18 protein-coding genes are annotated in these 19,286 nt (G+C 68.6%); 10 read left to right on the top strand and 8 right to left on the bottom strand.

Translation table 11 applies throughout. The features are described from left to right. The first annotated feature begins 61 nt into the window (after positions 1-61). Genes G6N51_RS21960 through G6N51_RS21945 form a run of 4 tightly spaced genes read left to right on the top strand, consistent with a single transcriptional unit; the run spans position 62 to position 3,969 of the window. Positions 62-2,173: a prolyl oligopeptidase family serine peptidase gene (locus tag G6N51_RS21960; protein WP_083172475.1), complete on the top strand. Its 2,112-nt coding sequence runs from the start codon at positions 62-64 to the stop codon at positions 2,171-2,173. 10 nt (positions 2,174-2,183) lie between these two features. Then, on the top strand, positions 2,184-2,495 hold the full coding sequence (locus tag G6N51_RS21955) for a hypothetical protein (RefSeq protein WP_083172419.1): 312 nt from the start codon (positions 2,184-2,186) through the stop codon (positions 2,493-2,495). Between the two features lie 7 nt (positions 2,496-2,502). Then, positions 2,503-3,420, top strand: a complete 918-nt coding sequence (locus G6N51_RS21950; protein ID WP_083172421.1) for a crotonase/enoyl-CoA hydratase family protein — start codon at positions 2,503-2,505, stop codon at positions 3,418-3,420. A gap of 51 nt (positions 3,421-3,471) precedes the next feature. After that, positions 3,472-3,969 (top strand): DUF5078 domain-containing protein, encoded by a 498-nt coding sequence (locus tag G6N51_RS21945; protein WP_083172423.1) that lies wholly within the window; start codon positions 3,472-3,474, stop codon positions 3,967-3,969. A 176-nt stretch (positions 3,970-4,145) separates the two neighbouring features. Here the strand turns inward: G6N51_RS21945 and G6N51_RS21940 are convergent, their stop codons facing one another. From G6N51_RS21940 to G6N51_RS21930, 3 genes are all read right to left on the bottom strand, one after another. After that, positions 4,146-7,076, bottom strand: a complete 2,931-nt coding sequence (locus G6N51_RS21940; RefSeq protein WP_083172425.1) for an MMPL/RND family transporter — start codon at positions 7,074-7,076, stop codon at positions 4,146-4,148. Continuing rightward, on the bottom strand, positions 7,073-7,621 hold the full coding sequence (locus G6N51_RS21935; protein WP_083172427.1) for an MmpS family transport accessory protein: 549 nt from the start codon (positions 7,619-7,621) through the stop codon (positions 7,073-7,075). Before G6N51_RS21935 ends, G6N51_RS21940 begins: the two co-directional genes overlap by 4 nt. A gap of 70 nt (positions 7,622-7,691) precedes the next feature. After that, a complete protein-coding gene (locus G6N51_RS21930; protein ID WP_142274992.1) occupies positions 7,692-8,378 on the bottom strand; it encodes a TetR family transcriptional regulator in 687 nt (228 codons plus the stop codon). 83 nt (positions 8,379-8,461) lie between these two features. On the opposite strand from G6N51_RS21930, the gene G6N51_RS21925 reads away from it, so the two are divergent. Further along, positions 8,462-10,132 (top strand): cytochrome c biogenesis protein DipZ, encoded by a 1,671-nt coding sequence (locus G6N51_RS21925; RefSeq protein WP_083172431.1) that lies wholly within the window; start codon positions 8,462-8,464, stop codon positions 10,130-10,132. Here G6N51_RS21925 and G6N51_RS21920 read toward each other — a convergent pair. Both G6N51_RS21920 and G6N51_RS21915 read right to left on the bottom strand, forming a co-directional pair. Then, entirely contained in the window at positions 10,129-10,989 is an 861-nt protein-coding gene (locus G6N51_RS21920; RefSeq protein WP_083172433.1) for a hypothetical protein, read from the bottom strand. The two genes, G6N51_RS21925 and G6N51_RS21920, sit on opposite strands and share 4 nt — an antisense overlap. An 18-nt stretch (positions 10,990-11,007) precedes the next feature. Next, the gene (locus G6N51_RS21915) at positions 11,008-11,532 is read right to left on the bottom strand and encodes a mycothiol transferase (protein WP_083172435.1); all 525 of its coding nucleotides are present in this window, start codon (positions 11,530-11,532) and stop codon (positions 11,008-11,010) included. Between the two features lie 54 nt (positions 11,533-11,586). Between G6N51_RS21915 and G6N51_RS21910 the strand changes: the two genes are divergently transcribed. Genes G6N51_RS21910 through G6N51_RS21895 form a run of 4 tightly spaced genes read left to right on the top strand, consistent with a single transcriptional unit; the run spans position 11,587 to position 14,958 of the window. Then, a complete protein-coding gene (locus tag G6N51_RS21910; RefSeq protein ID WP_083172437.1) occupies positions 11,587-13,329 on the top strand; it encodes an N-acyl-D-amino-acid deacylase family protein in 1,743 nt (580 codons plus the stop codon). Positions 13,330-13,367: 38 nt separating this feature from the next. Next, the gene (locus G6N51_RS21905; protein WP_083172439.1) at positions 13,368-13,973 is read left to right on the top strand and encodes a PPE family protein; all 606 of its coding nucleotides are present in this window, start codon (positions 13,368-13,370) and stop codon (positions 13,971-13,973) included. A 29-nt stretch (positions 13,974-14,002) separates the two neighbouring features. Further along, positions 14,003-14,401, top strand: coding sequence for a hypothetical protein (locus G6N51_RS21900; protein ID WP_083172441.1), 399 nt, complete (start codon positions 14,003-14,005; stop codon positions 14,399-14,401). Further along, a complete protein-coding gene (locus tag G6N51_RS21895) occupies positions 14,398-14,958 on the top strand; it encodes a carboxymuconolactone decarboxylase family protein (protein ID WP_083172443.1) in 561 nt (186 codons plus the stop codon). The genes G6N51_RS21900 and G6N51_RS21895 overlap by 4 nt, the downstream gene beginning before the upstream one ends. Here G6N51_RS21895 and G6N51_RS21890 read toward each other — a convergent pair. The 3 genes from G6N51_RS21890 to G6N51_RS21880 all read right to left on the bottom strand — a co-directional run bounded on the left by G6N51_RS21890 (position 14,947) and on the right by G6N51_RS21880 (position 18,257). Further along, complete coding sequence (locus G6N51_RS21890; RefSeq protein ID WP_083172445.1) at positions 14,947-15,780, bottom strand: SDR family NAD(P)-dependent oxidoreductase; 834 nt, start codon at positions 15,778-15,780, stop codon at positions 14,947-14,949. The two genes, G6N51_RS21895 and G6N51_RS21890, sit on opposite strands and share 12 nt — an antisense overlap. Before the next feature lie 80 nt (positions 15,781-15,860). Continuing rightward, the gene (groL, locus tag G6N51_RS21885) at positions 15,861-17,486 is read right to left on the bottom strand and encodes a chaperonin GroEL (RefSeq protein WP_077099793.1); all 1,626 of its coding nucleotides are present in this window, start codon (positions 17,484-17,486) and stop codon (positions 15,861-15,863) included. Between the two features lie 204 nt (positions 17,487-17,690). Next, complete coding sequence (locus tag G6N51_RS21880) at positions 17,691-18,257, bottom strand: TetR/AcrR family transcriptional regulator (RefSeq protein ID WP_083172447.1); 567 nt, start codon at positions 18,255-18,257, stop codon at positions 17,691-17,693. A 103-nt stretch (positions 18,258-18,360) separates the two neighbouring features. Between G6N51_RS21880 and G6N51_RS21875 the strand changes: the two genes are divergently transcribed. Beyond that, positions 18,361-19,275 (top strand): SDR family NAD(P)-dependent oxidoreductase, encoded by a 915-nt coding sequence (locus G6N51_RS21875; protein WP_083172449.1) that lies wholly within the window; start codon positions 18,361-18,363, stop codon positions 19,273-19,275. Positions 19,276-19,286 lie beyond the last annotated feature (11 nt).

Raw genomic sequence — 19,286 nt, 5'->3', positions numbered from 1 at the left:
TCACTCCTCGCTCGCCTGTGTAATACACCTCACACTACCGCCGGAGGTCACAATGGCGGTCATGACATCGCAGGCCCCCGAAGCCCCCGAAGACGACGGCGACCCCTACCTGTGGCTCGAGGACGTCACCGGCGACGAGGCGCTGGACTGGGTGCGAGCCCGTAACGAACCGACGCTGGCCGCGTTTTGCGACGCGGACTTCGAGCGGATGCGCGCCGAGGCGCTCGAGGTGCTCGACACCGACGCGCGCATCCCCTACGTCGTCCGGCGCGGCGGGTACCTCTACAACTTCTGGCGCGACGCCGCCAACCCGCGCGGGTTGTGGCGGCGCACCACGCTGGACAGCTATCGCAGCGAGTCCCCCGAGTGGGACGTGCTGATCGACACAGATGAGCTCGGTCGCACTGACGACACGAACTGGGTGTGGGCCGGGGCCGGCGTCATCGAACCCGAGTACACGCGCGCCCTGGTCGCGCTGTCCAGGGGCGGCTCGGACGCCTCGGTCGTGCGCGAATTCGACATGGCGACACGTGAATTCGTCGCCGACGGGTTCGCGTTGCCGGAGGCCAAGTCGCAGCTGGCCTGGGTGGACGCCGATACCGTGCTGGTGGGCACGGACTTCGGCGAGGGCTCGCTCACCGACTCGGGCTATCCGCGGGTGATCAAGCGGTGGCGCCGGGGCACCCCGCTCGCCGACGCGGAAACCGTGTTCCAGGGCGCCCGCACCGACGTCCGCGTGTCCGCCTCGGTGGATCGCACCCCCGGCTTCGAGCGCACCCTGCTCGGGCGCGCCCTCGACTTCTGGAACGAAGAGGTCTACGAACTGCGCGGCCTCCCGGAAAACCCGGAGCTGATCCGGATCGACACACCCACCGACGCGAGCTTGTCGATACACCGCCAATGGCTCCTGATCGAGCTGCGCACCGACTGGTTCTACGGCGCCAACAGCTATCCCGCCGGCGCCCTGCTGGCCGCGGACTACGACGAATTCTTAGCGGGCACAGCCGAATTGACCGTGGTGTTCGAGCCCGACGAACACACCGCGCTGAATCACTACGCGTGGACGCGCGACCGCCTGCTGCTGGTCACCCTCGCCGACGTGGCCAGCCGGGTGGAGATCGTCACACCGCCCTCGCATGACGACCCGCTACGCCCGGCTCCGCCGCGCTTGCGATCGTCACGGAGCAGCTGGCGGCGCGAGCCGGTCGCCGGCATCCCGGAGGCGACCAACACCGTCGTCGTCGCCGCCGACCACGCCGGCGACGAATTCTTCCTCGACTCCAGCGGCTTCGTCACGCCCTCGCGGCTGCTGCGCGGCACCGGCGACCGGCCCCTGGAACAGGTCAAGTCCGCGCCGTCTTTCTTCGATGCCGAAAACATGACGGTGGCACAGTATTTCGTGGCGTCGCAGGACGGCACGCAGGTCCCCTACTTCGTGGTGCGGCCCGCCGACGCGCGGGGGCCCGGGCCGACCATGCTGTACGGCTACGGCGGCTTCGAGTCGGCCAACACCCCCGCCTACAGCGGTGTGCTCGGGCGGCTGTGGCTGGCCCGCGGCGGCACCTACGTGCTGGCCAACATCCGCGGCGGCGGCGAGTACGGGCCCAGCTGGCACACCCAGGCGATGCGCGAGGGCCGGCACAAGGTGGCCGAGGACTTCGCCGCCGTGGCAACCGACCTGGTGAACCGCGGCATCACGACCGTCGACCAGCTCGGCGCGCAGGGCGGCAGCAACGGCGGCCTGCTCATGGGCATCATGCTGACCCAGTACCCGGAGCGCTTCGGCGCGCTGGTCTGCAGCGTGCCGCTGCTGGACATGAAGCGCTACCACCTGCTGCTCGCGGGCGCCTCGTGGATGGCCGAATACGGCGACCCGGACGATCCGCAGGACTGGGCGTTCATCTCGAAATATTCTCCCTACCAGAACATTTCGGCGACGCGGCACTATCCGCCGGTGCTTATGACCACGTCCACCCGCGACGACCGGGTCCATCCTGGCCACGCCCGCAAGATGACGGCCGCGCTTCAGGCCGCCGGGCACCCGGTGTACTACTACGAGAACATCGAGGGCGGGCACGCGGGCGCGGCGGACAACCAGCAGGTCGCCTTCAAGTCGGCCCTGACCTATGCGTTCCTGTGGCGGATGCTGGGCCGTCCCGCTTCCGGCCCATAGGATCATCGACGTGTCGGCGACCCAACGCATCGAGCTCACCCTGCTGGCGACCGGACTGATCTTCATCCTGGTTTCGGCGGCGCAGGCACGCTATCGCTTCATCCGCGACCGCCGTGCCGGCCGGCGGTTCTACTGGGCGACCGCGATCATCGGCACCGTCTGTTTCGCGATCGGCACCGGCAGGATCTGGCCCAACGCCGTCTGCGTGGCGGTGATCTTCTCCGGGCTCCTCGCCCTGTCGGCCTACCTGACGACGCCGTATCTCAAGATCGGCGACCGCATCTACGCGGCGTCGCCGGAGAACCGTCAGCCCGACCCTTAAGGACGCCATGACTGCACCCGCCTTCGAGACGCTGCTGTACACGACGGCCGGCCCGGTCGCCACCATCACGTTGAACCGTCCCGAGCAGCTCAACACCATCGTGCCGCCCATGCCCGACGAGATCGAGGCGGCCGTCGGCCGGGCGGAGCGTGACCCGGCCGTCAAGGTCATCGTGCTGCGCGGCGCCGGCCGGGCCTTCTCGGGCGGCTACGACTTCGGCGGCGGCTTTGCCCACTGGGGCGATTCGATGATGACCGACGGCCGGTGGGACCCCGGCAAGGACTTCGCGATGGTCACCGCCCGCGAGACCGGGCCGACGCAGAAATTCATGGCCATCTGGCGGGCGTCCAAGCCCGTCATCGCCCAGGTGCACGGCTGGTGTGTCGGCGGGGCCAGCGACTACGCGCTGTGCGCGGACCTGGTCATCGCCAGCGACGACGCGGTGATCGGCACCCCCTACAGCCGGATGTGGGGCGCGTACCTGAGCGGGATGTGGCTCTACCGCCTCAGCTTCGCCAAGGTCAAGTGGCATTCGCTGACCGGGCGGCCGCTGACCGGCGCCCAGGCGGCCGAGATCGAGCTGATCAACGAGGCCGTCCCGTTCGAGCGCCTCGAGGCCCGGGTCGCCGAGATCGCGGCCGAGCTGGCCCGCATCCCGCTGTCGCAGCTGCAGGCGCAGAAGCTGATCGTCAACCAGGCCTACGAGAACATGGGATTGGCGTCCACCCAGACGCTGGGCGGCATCCTCGACGGCCTGATGCGCAACACCCCCGACGCCCTGGATTTCATCAAAACCGCCGAGACCCAGGGTGTGCGGGCGGCGGTGGAGCGCCGCGACGGCCCGTTCGGCGACTACAGCCAGGCCCCGCCCGAGCTGCGGCCCGACCCGACGCACATCATCGTGCCTGATCGCGACCAATGCTGAGCTGAACTAGGAACTGTCCCCCCGCCGCCCGAAAGTGCTACCGTTACTACCATGTCTCGGCTGAACACTGGCTTGCGCGCAGGCGCCGCCTTCCTCGCCCTCGGCATCGCTGCGACGGTCTTCCCGAAGACCGCCGTGGCCGATTCCACGGAGGACTTCCCGATTCCACGCCGGATGATCCACACCACGTGCGACGCCGAGCAGATCATGGCGGCCACCCGCGACACCAGCCCGGTGTACTACCAGCGGTACATGATCGACTTCGACAACCACCCGAACGTCCAGCAGGCGACGATCGACAAGGTGCACTGGTTCTACTCGTTGTCCCCGGAGGACCGCCGCACCTACTCCGAGAACTTCTACAACAACGACCCGCTGTGGTACGCGTGGCCGAACCACATGAAGCTGTTCTTCAACAACAAGGGCGTCGTGGCCAAGGCCACCGACGTGTGCAACCAGTACCCGCCCGGCGACATGGCGGTGTGGGACTGGGCCGAGCCAACCGGGCCACCTGGCTGGCCCGGACCTCCCAAAGGCAGGGTTCAGTAATGCGGTGAAGCCGCCGGGAAATCCGCGCGTCCCCGAGGGGTACGCGCGGATTTTTTTGTGTGGCGATCGAGCGCGATCGGGTGCCGTCTCACCGCGAGGTGTCTTAACCACGCCCTGAGGCCGATTCGCAGTCCATCACGCCAGCGGTAATCCCGAGACTCACGCGCCACGTCAGATCAGCGCGGCTGTACCAATCCGCCCGCCGGGCGCTCCTCGACGTTCTTGAGGAACAGCTCGCGCACAGCGGGACGCGGTCCGTACGGTCGCAGCATGGTGCTGGCCGGCCGTGGGCGCACGTGCTGCGGCCACCAGAACCAGCGCCCCAGCAAGGTGGCCAGCGATGGCGTCATGAACGACCGCACGATCAAGGTGTCGAACAACAAACCCAGCGCGATCGTCGTACCCACCTGGGCCATCACCAGCAGCGGGCTGAACATGAACGTGGCCATGGTCGCGGCGAACACCAGGCCGGCGGATGTCACCACCGAGCCCGAACCGGCCATCGCGCGGATCGTCCCCGTCTTGAGCCCGGCGTGGATTTCCTCCTTGAACCGCGATATCAACAGCAGGTTGTAGTCCGAGCCGACCGCCAGCAGCAGGATGATCGCCATCGCCAGCACCATCCAGTGCAACTTCAAGCCCAGGATGTACTGCCAAAGGAGCACAGAGAGTCCGAATGAGGCGCCCAGTGACAGCAACACCGTACCGACGATCACAACGGCCGCCACGGCGCTTCGGGTGATCACCAGCATGATGATGAAAATCAGTGTGGCTGCGGCGATTCCGGCGATCATGAGGTCGATGTTCGAGCCGTCGTGCATATCCTTGTACGTCGCGGCGGTACCGCCGAGGTAGACCTTGGCGCCCTCCCAGGGCGTGCCCTTGATCGCCTCGTGCACGGCCTGCTTGATCGGTTCGATGTGGCTGATGCCTTCAGGAGTCGCCGGGTCGCCTTCATGGGAGATGATCAACCGGACGGCGTGCCCATCCGGCGAGATGAACTGTTTGAGACCCCGCGCGAAATCCGGACTCTTGAACGCCTCCGGCGGAAGGTAGAACGTGTCGTCATTTTTTGCTTTATCGAAGGCGTCGCCTTGGGCGGTGGCGTTGTCGGACTGGGCTTTTGCCTGTTCGTTAAGACCCATCGTGGTCGCGTAGTTCGACATGATGGTGTCGAGGTTGTGCTGCTGACTCTCGATCTGCGGCGGTATCAGCGCCACCAGCTTCGGCTGGATCTGGTCCAACTTGTCCAGATTCGCGCTGAGCTCCACGATGTTTTGAGCCACCTGGTCGATCCCGTCGAGCGCGTTGAAGACCGACCGTAGCGCCCAGCAGACCGGAATGTCGTAGCAGTGCCTCTCCCAGTAGAAGAAGCTGCGGATCGGCCGGAAGAAGTCGTCGAAGTTGGCGATGTCGTCGCGCAATGCCTCGGTGATCCTCACGGTTTCTTTGGTGAGCCTGGTGGTTTCGTGCGTCGTGTTACTGAGGTCCTGGGTCACCTGCATCTGCTCATGCAGCGTTGCCATCGTCTTGCGCAGCTCGTCCGCCTGCTTGAGCAGGTTTGCCGCCTGCTCTTCCTGATAGTGCTGGGTTTGGATCCGCCCTGCGGCTTGTGCACTCATCTGAAAACCGAGGGTGCTGTGGTCGAGCGGCGTGCCCAACGGCCGGGTGATGGTCTGCACCCGGCCGATACCGGGAATGTGGAAGACCGCCTTGGCGACCTTGTCCAGGACCAGGAAATCGGCCGGGTTACGCAGGTCGTGATCGGTCTCGATCATCAGCAGCTCGGGATTGAGCCGAGCCTGGTCGAAGTGCCGGTCCGCGGCGGCATAACCGACATTGGCCGGGGTGTCAGCCGGCAGGAAGTGGCGGTTGTCGTAGTCCGTCTTGTAACCGGGCAGGGCCAGCAGACCAACCAATGCGACCCCGATGGTCACCGCGAGAACCGGCGCGGGCCAGCGGACGACCGCGGTGCCGATCCGGCGCCAGCCCCGGGTCTGCAGCTTGCGCTTCGGGTCGAGCAGCTTGAAGAACGATGCCACCGTCAGGACCGCCGGAGCCAGCGTCAAAGCCGCCAACACCGCGACCAGCATGCCGACCGCACAAGGCACGCCCAGCGACTCGAAGTACGGCAGCCGGCAGAAGCTCAGGCAGTACATCGCGCCGGCGATGGTCAGGCCCGATCCCAGCACGACATGCGCGGTGCTGTGGAACATGGTGTAGAAAGCTTGTTCGCGGGTCTCGCCGAGACCGCGCGCCTCGTGGTAGCGGCCGACCACGAAGATCGCGTAATCCGTCCCGGCGGCGATCGCCATCAGCACCAGCATGTTGTTGGCGAACGTGGAAAGCCCCATGACGCCGTAGTTACCGAGCGTCGCGACGACACCCCGAGCCGCGGCCAACTCGACGAACACCATCGCCAGCATGATCAGCATGGTGATGACCGAGCGGTAGACGAACAGCAGCATCACCACGATCACCAAAAAAGTGACGAGAGTGACGACCATGACGCCCTTCTCGCCCGCGTGGGACTGATCGGCGAACAGCGGACCCGCGCCGGTGACGTACGCCTTGATCCCCGGCGGCGCGGGCACCGAGTCCACGATCTTGCGTAGGGCCAGGGCAGACTCGTTCGCCAGCCCGCCGCCCATGTTGCCGGCGAGGTAGACCTGGACGTACGCGGCCTTTTGATCGTGGCTCTGGGAACCCGCCGCCGTCAGCGGATCACTCCAGAAATCCTGCACGTGCTGAACGTGTTTCTTGTCTTGCTCGGCGCGCCTGACGATCTCGTCGTAGTAGCGGTGCGCGTCGGCCCCAAGCGGCTTGTCGCCCTCCAGCAAGATCATGGCCGAGTTGTCGGAGTTGAACTCTTTGAACGTCGATCCGACCTTCATCATCGACTGAAAGGACGCCGCGGCAGTCGGACTCATCGACACCGAGTGGGTTTTGGCGACGACCTCCAGCTGTGGCGAGATGGTGTTGGTGACGAAGACAATGCCCAACCACACCAGCACGATGGGCAGGGCAAGCCGATGGATCATCCGCGGCAGGAACGGCGGGATCAGCGGCTGGTCGACGCGCGGCGGAGCCGCGCCCGGCTCGCTCATGCGGACTTGTCCAGGCAGTAGACGAAGGGGTTCACGGTTTCGATGGAATCTGAGCGATTCGGAGCCTTGATGACGTCACCGCGCCCGTCGTGGTTGTTCACGACGAATCGGCAGGCGATCCAGCTGCCGTCTCCTTGCGCGATCAGGTTTGCCGGGATGCCGGGCTTCGTAGAACTCAATACGATGCTCCAGGGCAACGGCACGTTCAGGGCCTGCTGCGGATGGGAGTTTTCGTCGAGGTAGTTGATGGTTGCCGTGCTGCCCGGTGAGCCCCAGACCTCGAGCGTGATCGTCTTGGCGTTGAACTGGTCGAGGACCTCGCCCGAGGTGCCACCGCCGAACGAACCCTTGTGAACGCCGAAGACGCCGTGCAATCGGTATACGACGAATCCCGACACCGCCACGACAGCTGCGATCGTGAGCACCAGCCAGAAACGCCCCAATAGCCCCTTTTTCCTGGCGTGCTGCGGAGCGACATTGTTGCCCTCCCCGCCGGCGGAGCCCTGCTTCATCAGCGGCTCGGTCCTCGGCTCAGTCGTCGTCATGGGCACCCCAAGTCCTTCCCCCTCTTCACCGGCTGGAGTTCGCCAAGCCACGGCTCCCCGGCCTCCTTGTTCATGGCTTCTCCGCGATGAGACCGACGCACGTCGCAGTCAGCAGGCGGGTCAGGGCGGAAGTAAAGTCCAGATTCCACTCCGGGGGAAGCACTTCGGGCTCCTCGGCGTAGAGGTTAGTGAGGCGCTCGGGCGGGTTGGCGACCTGCCACAGCGTGGCCGCCAGCGAGTACGCCGCCAACAAAATGTCGAGCGACCCCGAGCGGCCGAGTTCGGGCACCGCGCTCTCGATGGAATCGGCGAGCGAGAGCGTGGCGGCGGTGCTGATCCGCTTGACCTCGATCACCCGCTCGGCGTCCACCTCGTGTTCGAGGTGCAGGTGCAGGTTGGCCAGCAGGTCGCAGAACAACGGGTCCTCGGCCAGGGCGTTGGCCAGCGTCTCGGCGATTTGCGAGGGCGACTTCGGGCCGGGTTCGGCCAGCTTCTCCGACACGGTGTTCGACCACCGCACCCACCCCTCGGCGGAGAGGTGCAGGAGCACTTCCTTGTGCGAGGTGAAGTAGCGGCGGACGGCGGAGTAGTGAATGCCGGCCCGGTTGGCGACGGCCGTCAACGTGACCGAGGCGACGCCGGTCTCCAGCGCCAGCGAACGCGCGGCTTCCACGAGTGCCTCCGCACGTTGGCGCTTCTTTTCCTCGGTGCGGGCGCGTTGGAAGGTTAACTGCGCCACCGATGGAGCGTAACGCACATTGTGTGATTTGTATAACGCACGGGGCGTGATTTGTTCCGGGTCAGTTGAACCATCCGGGCAGGTAAACGGTGTATGTAGCTATGCACACCATCGCGCTCATCGGATTCCTCGGCGGCCTCATCACCGGCGTCTCGCCGTGCATCCTGCCGGTGCTTCCGGTGGTCTTCTTCTCGGGCGTCGACGGCACGGGGGCGCGCGGTGCCACCAGCCGGCCGTACGCGGTCATCGCGGGCCTGGTCTGCAGCTTCAGCGTGGTGACCCTGGTCGGCTCGGCCATCCTGTCGGCCCTGCACCTGCCGCAGGACGCGATCCGCTGGGCCGCGCTGGTGGTGCTGACGCTGATCGGGCTCGGCCTGATCTTCCCGCCCCTGCAGCACCTGGTCGAGCGGCCGTTCGCCCGCCTGCCGCAGCGTCAACTACGCACGGGCAGACGCGGTTTCGGGCTGGGTTTGACGCTCGGCGCGCTGTACGTGCCGTGCGCGGGACCGGTGCTGGCCGCGATCGTGGTCGCGGGCGGCACCGCGTCCATCGGCGTGCCCATCCTGATCCTCACCGCCGCGTTCGCGGTCGGCACCGCCTTGCCGCTGCTGGCCTTCGCGCTGGCCGGGCGGGGAGTCGCCGAGCGCGTCGGCGCGTTCCGCCGGCGCCGGCGCGTCGTGTCGGTCGCCGGCGGACTCACCATGATCGTGCTGGCGGTCGCGCTGGTGTTCAACCTGCCCGCGACGCTGCAACGCGCGGTCCCCGACTACACGGCCGCCATGCAGAAAGCGGTCGGCGCCAACACGATCCGGCAGAAGCTTGCCGGCAGCGGTGGCGCCGGCGCGCTGGGCGACTGCGCCGACGGCGCGGAGCGCCTCGAGCGGTGCGGGCCCGCGCCCGCGGTCAGCGGGGTCACGGGGTGGCTCAACACGCCGGGCGGTGCCCCGCTCGACCTGGCCTCGCTGCGCGGCAAAGTGGTGCTGATCGACTTCTGGGCGTATTCGTGCATCAATTGCCAGCGGGCCATCCCGCACGTGATCGATTGGTACAACCGGTATCACGACGCCGGGCTCGTCGTCATCGGGGTGCACACCCCGGAGTACGCCTTCGAAAGGGTGCCCGCCAATGTGGCCGGCGGCGCCGCCGCGTTGCACATCACCTACCCCATCGCGCTGGACAACGACTACACCACGTGGAACAACTACCAAAACCTTTACTGGCCGGCCGAATACCTGATCGACGCGAGCGGGACGGTCCGGCACACGAAGTTCGGTGAGGGGGATTACGACGGCACCGAGAAGCTGATCCGCGCGCTGCTCGTCGACGCCCGCCCCGACGCGCGGCTGCCCGCGCCGACGCACTCGCCGGACACCACGCCGCGCACCAGGCTCACCCCTGAGACCTACCTCGGGGTCGAGCGGGCCGTGAATTACGGCGGCACAGGCGATTACAAGACGGGCACGTTCGGCTATCCACCGGAGTTGGGGGGCGACAGGTTCGCGCTCGCCGGCCGGTGGAAGCTGGACGACCAGGGCGCCACCGCCGAGAGCGACGACGCCGCCTTCCGGCTGAACTACACGGCCAAGGACGTCTACGTCGTCGTCGGCGGCACGGGCACCCTCACGGTGACCCGGAACGGGAACACCACCACGACGCCGATCGGCGGGCCGCCCACCCTGCACCAGATCGTGGCCGACGGGGCCGCCAGCAGCGAGCGGCTCGACATGCGGGTCAGCCCTGGTCTGCAAGTGTTTTCGTTCACCTTCGGCTAGCCGGCGGGCTTCTTCCGCAGGCCGCCCAGCATGGCGGCGAGCACACCGGCGACCACCAGTGCGGCGCCGGAGAGCAGCGCCAGGTTCAGCCACTCGTGCAGGCTCGCCTCGGCGTGGCCGACCATCACCTCGGCGATGCGGCGGATGTCGCCGGTGGTGCGGTTGAGCGCGGCGTCGACGTAGCGGCCGGCGATCTCGATGCCCGCCCATCCGCCGGCGCCGACCAGCAGCGCGGAGACGCCGAGGCTGGTGAGCGCCTTGCCGCGGCGGCGCGCGGCGACCAGCGTCAGCACGGCGCAGCCAACGCTGAGGGCGACCGCTCCGACGGCAACCCACGGCCCCCACGTGGCCAGCGGGCCGAGTTGCCCGCGCCGCAGCGACCGCGGCGCCGACGCCGTCAGCGGAACGGTCAGGGTCGCAGGCGCTTTCACGTTGTGGCTGCTCAATATGCGCTGCAGCGAGGGATCCTCGAGCATCGGGGCCACGTCGATCGCCCATGACCCACCCGCCCCGTCGGTGCTGAACAGCCAGCGGTGCGCCGCCCGGTTCGCCCGGGCGAACAGCGCCGGGAACGTCGGCCCGGCCGTGAACGCGGCGGCGGCGGCGTGCAGCTGCGCGGCGTCCGCGGGCTGGCGTCCGCCGTCGTGGGCCGCGATGAGTGCCATCGCGCGATTGGTCAATTCGTCGGCCGCGGCGGACTGCAGCGCGGGATCGCCCGCGGCCCGCTGCGCGAGCGCCGCATAGCCGCCCTCGCTGACGACGTTGCACTGCAGCCACGCCGCCGGGACCGCCACCGCCAGTGCGACGGTCGCGGCCAGCCACAGCACCGCCCGCAAGACCGCGGCCACGAATCGCACGGTGCGAGAACCCAAGCCCTAGGGGGCGATTCCGCGGACGTAGGCGGCCTGGCCCAGGTGCTGGGCGCAGTCGTCGATGATGCTCACCAACCGCGCGCTGGCCGTCACCGGCGGGTCCCAATTGGTGTCGACCACCCGCTCCAGGTCGGCGGCGGTCACGCCGGCGATGTACTCGAGGGTCAGCTTGTGCACCGCGCGGTAGTAGCCGGACAGCAGGTCCGCGGGCGCCTTGACCTTGGCGACCTGCTCGGGGCCGTGCCCGTAGCCGGTGTCGTTGCGCGGCAGGTCCAGTGCGAACCGGTCCACCCAGCCGTCGCGCAGCCACACCTGCTCGACGCCGGCCACGTCGGCCAGCTGGATGTCCTGCACCCGCGCGCTGTGCCAGATCAGCCAGGCGATGCTGTTGGCCCCGGGGGTGACCCGATAGGTGGCGACCTCGTCGGTCAACCCGTCGGCGATGTCATCGACGTGTTCGATCAACCGGGTGAAGGCGTCGCGGAGCAGTTCCTGGGCGGCGGCGTCGGGGCTGGAGGTGTTGGCCATACCAGCGACACTAGAGCCTGGCACCACCCACCGGCGCGGTCGTAGATTGATTGCATGACGTACGACCTGATCATCCGCAATGGCACCATCGTCGACGGGCTGGGCGGGGAGCCGTTCGCCGGCGACGTCGCGGTGCGCGACGGCGTCATCGCGGCCGTGGGTGACGTCAACGGGGAAGCAGCACGGCGGGAGATCGACGCCGCCGGGTTCCTGGTCACCCCCGGCTTCGTCGACCTGCACACCCACTACGACGGACAGTCCATCTGGTCGGAGCGCCTGACCCCGTCGTCGGCGCACGGGGTGACCACGGTGGTGATGGGCAACTGCGGGGTCGGCTTCGCCCCGTGCCGCCAGGAGGACCACGACGTGCTCGTCGACGTGATGGCCGGCGTCGAGGACATCCCCGGCGTGGTCATGACCGACGGGCTGCCCTGGACGTGGGAGACGTTCCCCGAATACCTGGACGCGCTGGACTCGGGCAAGCGTGACATCGACGTCGCCGCCTACCTGCCACACTCCCCGCTGCGGGTCTACGTGATGGGCCGGCGCGGCGCCAACCGCGAACCGGCCACCGCCGAAGACCTCGCCAAGATGCGGGCGCTGGCCAAGGAGGCGGTCGAGGTCGGGGCGCTGGGCTTCGCGTCGTCCCGGCTGACGATCCACAAGACCGAAAGCGGTTCGCCCATCCCCAGTTACGACGCCGCCCGCGAGGAGATCGAGGAGATCGCCCGCGGTGTCGTGGACGGGGGCGGCGGCCTGCTGCAGTTCGTGCCGGACATCCCGGCCGGTGGCTACGAGCCGGTGCTGCAGATGGTGTTCGACGTGGCCGAGGATGTCGGCCTGCCGCTCACCTTCACGCTGGTCGTCGCCAACGCCGGCGACCCGACCTGGCCGGACGCCATCACCATGATCGAGAAGGCGAATTCCCGGGCCGGCGCGGGCGACCCCCAGATCACCGCGCAGCTGTTGCCCCGGCCGATCGGGTTGATCATCGGGCTGCAGCTGTCCGCCAACCCGTTCGTGCTCTACCCCAGCTACCGGGAGATCGCGCACCTGCCGCTGGCCGAGCGGGTCGCCGAGATGCGCAAGCCGGAGGTGCGCGCCCGCATCCTGGCCGACAAGCCCGGGGTCGGTCATCCGATCCTCTACGTGGCGCAGATGTGGGACTGGATCTTCCCGCTGGGCGACAACCCCGACTACGAGCCGGACCCGTCGACCAGCATCGGCGCCAGGGCCCGCGCCCGCGGGGTCGACCCGATGGCGGAGGCCTACGACCGCCTGCTTGACGACGACGGCCGCGCCATGCTGCTGGTGGCCACCAGCAACCTGCAGGGCAACTCGCTGGACACCGTCGGCGAGCTACTGCACCGCGAGGACGTCGTGCTGGGGCTCGGCGACGGCGGCGCGCACTACGGGATGATCTGTGACGCCAGCTATTCGACGTACTTCCTGGCGCATTGGGCACGCGACCGCAAGTCGGGGCGGTTCACCGTGCCGGAGGCCGTCCGCGAGCTCACGTCGGTGCCGGCCCGCGTCGCCGGGCTGGGCGACCGGGGCCGCATCGCCGTGGGCTACAAGGCCGACCTCAACGTCATCGATCACGCCGCGCTGCGGCTGCACAAGCCGGTCATCAGCTACGACCTGCCCGCCGGGGGGCGGCGCCTGGACCAGACGGCCGACGGGTACGTCGCGACCATCGTCGCCGGCGAAGTGATCGCGGAAAACGGCGTGCCGACCGAGGCTCGCCCGGGCAAGTTGGTCCGCGGGCGCCGGCCCGGGCCAGTAGCCGCGCAATAACGCCACCAAATCGGCCGAATCCCGGGTAAGTTAAGCCGGTGACGAGCCCGCATTTTGCGTGGTTGCCGCCAGAAGTGAACTCGGCACGAATCCATTCGGGTCCCGGAGCCGGGCCGCTGCTTGCTGCCGCGGAAGCCTGGGACGGCCTTGCCGAGGACTTGGCCTCGTCAGCATCATCGTTTTCTTCGGTCACGTCAAACCTCGCCAGCGGGTCCTGGCAGGGCCCCTCCTCGGCGGCGATGATGGCCCTCGCCACGCACTACGTGAGCTGGCTCAGCGCGGCGGCGGCCCAGGCCGAGGCGGTGTCCAGCCAGGCCTCGGCCGTCGCGGCCGCGTTCGAGGGCGCGCTGGCGGCCACGGTCCAGCCCGCGGTGGTCGCGGCCAATCGCGCTCTGGCGCACGCGTTGTCGGCCAACAATCATCTGGGTCAGAACACCCCCGCGATCGCCGACATCGAGGCCGCCTACGACCAGATGTGGGCGTCGGACGTGGAGGCGATGTATGGCTACCATGCCGACGCGTCGGCGGCCGTGGAGAAATTGGCGCCCTGGCAGCAGGTCCTGCAGAACCTCGGTTTCCACTTCAGCAGCAGCGGCCAGCTCACGTTCGGCCTCCCGGCGGCGCGGGTTCCGCGCACGCTCTAGCGGCCCGGCCCGGCCTATCCTGGAGCACCATGCGCACGAAGAAGAAGGTGGACCTCGAGCGGCTCGCCGCCGCCCTCCCCGACTACCCGTACGCCTACCTGGTCACCGTGGACGACGACTACCGCGTGCACACCGTGACGGTCGAACCGCGGCTGAGCGGGGCGACCATCGATATCGGCCTCATCGGCGGCCGCACCCGGCAGAATCTCGCCCAGCGCCGCGACGTCACCCTGCTGTGGCCCCCGACCGAGCCCGGCGGCTATTCGCTGATCGTCGACGGGACGGCCGAGGTCACCGACGCCGGGGACGCCGTTCGGCTCACGGTGGCACCCTCCCGCGCGCTGCTGCACCGCGAGGCCGACCCCGACTCCCCCGGCGCGGCAAAGGGCTGCCTGCACGACTGCGTCGTGTTCAGCGAGCCGGCGTGAGCCGCGTCGCACCGCTCGCCCCGCCGTGGAGTGCGGAAGACGCGACTGGAATCAACAGCTGGGGCCACCCGGACCGCACCTATGAACCCCTGCTACTGGTGCGCTGCCTGCAGCGCCACCCGGCACTAGCCAGCCGGCTGCGCAAGCTCGGCGAATCACTCTATACCGCAGCGCTTTTGCCTCCTCGGACGCGGACGATCGCGATCCTTCGCACGTGCGCGCTGGTCGGCTGCGAGTACGAGTGGGGCGGGCAGGCGGCGTTCTGGGGACCGATCGCGGGTGTCAGCGACGACGAATGCGACGCGCTGGTGACCGGCGGGGCGGACGGCGTGCGGTGGAGCCCTTCCGAGCGGACGCTGATCGAGGCGGTGGACGAGCTGGAGCGCACCGGCTCGTGGTCGGAGGCGACCTGGATTGCGCTGGGGCGAGACCTCGACGACGAACAGCGGATCGAATTGCTCACCGCCGTCGGCTGGTATCGCACGATCTGCACGCTGTGCAACGCGCTGGCGCTTCCGGCGGAGGGCTGGATGCGGCGCTGGCCCTCAGGCCGGTGACCGGTCCGCGTCCCGTTTGAGTCCCGGATGCTGGCTCTTCAGCAGCGGCAGCAGCAACCGCCGCGGCATGAACTGGAACACCCGGGTGGTCACCCGGCTCGGCAGCCCGGCGATCACCGTTCCGCGGTCGTGCTCGAGCGCGTCGACGCCCACCCGTGCCACGTCCCGCGACGGCATCCACATGAACTTCGGAAACGCGCTGGCGAAGTCCCGCTCGTCCATGCCCGCGTTCTGCAGGAACTCGGTGCGCACCGGGCCGGGGCACAGCAGCGCGACCGTGACACCGGTGCCGGCGAGCTCGGCGCGCACCCCTTCGGTGTAGGTGTTCACGAACGCCTTGGTGGCCGAATAGCCGGACTGGCCCGGGATGGGGTGGAAGCCCGCGGTGGATCCGACGTTGAGGATCGCGCCACGTCCGCGCGGCACCATCTGCTGGACCGCGCGGGTGGTCAGGTCGATGACGGCCTCGACGTTGACGCGCACCTGGGCGATCTCCGCGGCGACGGGCGTTTTCGTCACCGAGCCCATGGTGCCGATGCCGGCGTTGTTGACCAAGATGTCGGCGGTCAGCCCGCGGTGGCCGACCTCGTCGAGGAGGCCCGCGCGGGCGGCGGGATCCGCGACGTCGCAGGCGATCACCTCGACACGCACTCCGCTGGCCGCGAGTTCGTCGGCCAGCTCGCGCAGGCGGTCTTCGCGGCGGGCGACGAGGGTGACGCCGTGGCCGCGGTCGGCCAGTTCCCGCGCGATGTCGGCGCCGATGCCCGACGACGCGCCGGTCACGACGGCGGTGCTGGTGGGTGAGGGAGTCGGAAGGGCCACGCGGTCGAACCTACCCCGCCGAGCTCGGCGGATACGAAAAAGCCCGGCCTGCAACGCAGACCGGGCTTTTCGTCGACTTCCTAGAAGTCCATGCCGCCCATGCCGCCGGTCGGGTCGCCCGCGGGTGCGGCCGCCTTCTCCGGCTTGTCGGCGACGACGGCCTCGGTCGTCAGGAACAACGCCGCGATGGACGCCGCGTTCTGCAGCGCCGAGCGGGTCACCTTGACCGGGTCGGCAACGCCGGCCTTGAGCAGGTCCTCGTACTCACCGCTGGCGGCGTTCAGGCCGGTGCCGGCGGGCGAGTTGCGAACCTTCTCGGCGACAACGCCGGGCTCCAGCCCGGAGTTGAAGGCGATCTGCTTCAGCGGAGCTTCCAGCGCCACCTTGACGATGTTGGCGCCGGTGGCCTCGTCGCCGGTGAGCTTGAGCTCGTCCAGCGTCGGAGCCGCCTGCAGCAGGGCCACGCCACCACCGGCGACGATGCCCTCCTCGACGGCGGCCTTGGCGTTGCGCACCGCGTCCTCGATGCGGTGCTTGCGCTCCTTGAGCTCCACCTCGGTGGCGGCCCCGGCCTTGATCACCGCGACACCGCCGGCCAGCTTGGCCAGGCGCTCCTGCAGCTTCTCGCGGTCGTAGTCGGAGTCGCTGTTCTCGATCTCCTGGCGGATCTGGGCCACGCGCCCGGCGATGGCGTCGGTGTCACCGGCGCCCTCGACGATGGTGGTCTCGTCCTTGGTGACGACGACCTTGCGGGCCTTACCGAGCAGGGCGACGTCGGCGCTCTCCAGCGACAGGCCGACCTCCTCGCTGATGACCTGGCCACCGGTGAGGATCGCCATGTCCTGCAGCATCGCCTTGCGGCGGTCACCGAAGCCCGGGGCCTTGACGGCCACGGACTTGAAGGTGCCGCGGATCTTGTTGACGACCAGGGTGCTCAACGCCTCGCCCTCGACGTCCTCGGCGATGATCAGCAGCGGCTTGCCGGCCTGGATGACCTTCTCCAGCAGCGGCAGCAGGTCCTTGACCGTCGACACCTTGGAGCTGACCAGCAGGATGAACGGGTCCTCGAGGACCGCTTCCTGACGCTCGGCGTCGGTGACGAAGTAGCCCGAGATGTAGCCCTTGTCGAACCGCATGCCCTCGGTGAGCTCGAGCTGCAGGCCGAAGGTGTTGGACTCCTCGACGGTGATGACGCCCTCGTTGCCGACCTTGTCCATCGCCTCGGCGATCAGGTCGCCGATCGACTGGTCGCCAGCGGAGATCGCGGCGGTCGCGGCGATCTGCTCCTTGGTCTCGACATCCTTGGCCGACTTGAGCAGGGTCTCGGTGACCTTCTCGACGGCCTTCTCGATGCCGCGCTTGAGCGCCAGCGGGTTGGCGCCGGCCGCGACGTTGCGCAGACCCTCCTTGACCAGGGCCTGGGCCAGCACCGTGGCCGTCGTCGTGCCGTCACCGGCGACGTCGTCGGTCTTCTTGGCGACTTCCTTGACCAGCTCGGCGCCGATCTTCTCGTATGGGTCCTCCAGCTCGATCTCCTTGGCGATGGACACACCATCGTTGGTGATCGTGGGGGCACCCCACTTCTTCTCCAGGACGACGTTGCGGCCCTTGGGACCCAACGTCACCTTTACCGCGTCGGCGAGGGCGTTCAGCCCCCGCTCGAGGCCGCGACGGGCCTCTTCGTCGTACGCAATTGTCTTGGCCATTGCGAAGTGATTCCTCCGGATCGGGGATGACACCGGGTGACCACGGGTGGTCACCCCATTACTTACGCTGGCCGGGTGCAGTGCCCGCGACGGACGACCCCAGGTGTCTGCTGGTCTCACCGTCCCGACCTAGCACTCGCCAGTCGCGAGTGCCAACGTCATTCTTAGCACTCGCATATGCCGAGTGCAAGAACAGCGGGGGCCTTATCGCTGCGCGCGTAAGCCGTCGATGACGACGTCGGTCGCCCGCTCGGCCAGCGCGGAGTCGTACGCCTGCATCGCCTGGCAGCCGACGAGGATCGCCTTCACGTCCCGCATGTCGATGTCGCGCCGCGCGGTGCCCGCCTGCTGCGCGGCGCGCAGCAGCTCGCCGAGCACGGCCTTGAAGGCGTCTTCGGCCTCGGGCGCCGCGCAGGCGATGTCGATTCCGTAGCCGGCCAGGGCGTCCACCAGGCCGCGGTCCGCGGCCCCCCACTGCAACACCAGCGAGCGCAGAAAGGCGAACAGCGCTTCCCCCGGCCCCTCGGACGTCAACAGGGCACGGCCGTCGTCGACCATGCGCCGCATGCGGTCCTCGATGACCGCCGCGAACAGCGCCTCCTTCGTCGGGAAGTGCCGGTAGACGGTGCCGGCCCCGACCCCCGCACGCCGGGCGATCTCGTCGACCGGCACGGCCAGGCCCTCGGCCGCAAAGGTTTCGTAGGCGACGTCCAGCACGCGCGCACGGTTGCGCGCCGCGTCGGCGCGCAACGGCCGTGCGGGCTGCGCCATCTGTTCACCGCCTAGACGTTGACAAAACGGGGCGCGCGTTCCGTATAGTGGGCAACAACCGGAGCGCTCGCCCCGTTTACTCTACTAGTTCAAGGAGCCTGTCATGGCCAAGTGGACCGCCGCGGACATCCCCGACCAGACCGGTCGCGTCGCCGTCATCACCGGGGCCAACACCGGTCTCGGCTACGAGACGGCCGCCGCGCTGGCCGACCACGGCGCCCGCGTCGTGCTGGCGGTGCGCAATCTGGACAAGGGCAAGGACGCCGCCGCCCGGATCGCCGCCAAGAGCCCCGGCGCCGACGTGGCGCTGGCCGAGCTCGACCTGACGTCGCTGGACTCCGTGCGCGCCGCCGCCGAGCAGCTCAAGTCCGATTACGAGCGCATCGACCTGCTGATCAACAACGCCGGCGTCATGTACACGCCGAAGGAAACCACCAAAGACGGCTTCGAGATGCAGTTCGGCACCAACCACCTGGGCCACTTCGCGCTCACCGGCCTGCTGCTGGAGCGGCTGCTGCCGGTCGCCGGTTCGCGGGTCGTGACGGTGAGCAGCATGGGCCACCGCATCCTCGCCGACATCCACTTCGACGACCTGCAATGGGAGCGCTCCTACAACCGGGTGGCAGCCTACGGGCAGGCCAAGCTGGCCAACCTGCTGTTCACCTACGAGCTGCAGCGCAAGCTCGCCCCCCACGGCACGACCATCGCCGCCGCCGCCCACCCCGGCGGGTCGAACACCGAGCTGGGCCGCTACACGCCCACGGCCTTCCGGCCGTTCGTCAACGTGTTCTTCTCGGTGATCGCTCAGGACGCGGCCATGGGCGCGCTCCCGACGCTGCGCGCCGCCACCGACCCGGGCGTGCTCGGCGGCCAGTACTACGGCCCGGACGGGTTCGCCGAGACCCGCGGCTATCCCAAGCTCGTGGGATCCAGCGAGAAGTCGCGCGACGTCGACGTGCAGCGGCGGTTGTGGGCGGTCTCCGAGGAGCTCACCGGCGTCAGGTATCCCCTCGGCTGAGGTCGATGGTG

The organism is Mycobacterium paraseoulense (genome assembly GCF_010731655.1).
Taxonomy (GTDB): Bacteria; Actinomycetota; Actinomycetes; order Mycobacteriales; family Mycobacteriaceae; genus Mycobacterium; species Mycobacterium paraseoulense.
This window is presented reverse-complemented; position numbering and strand designations above follow the sequence as displayed.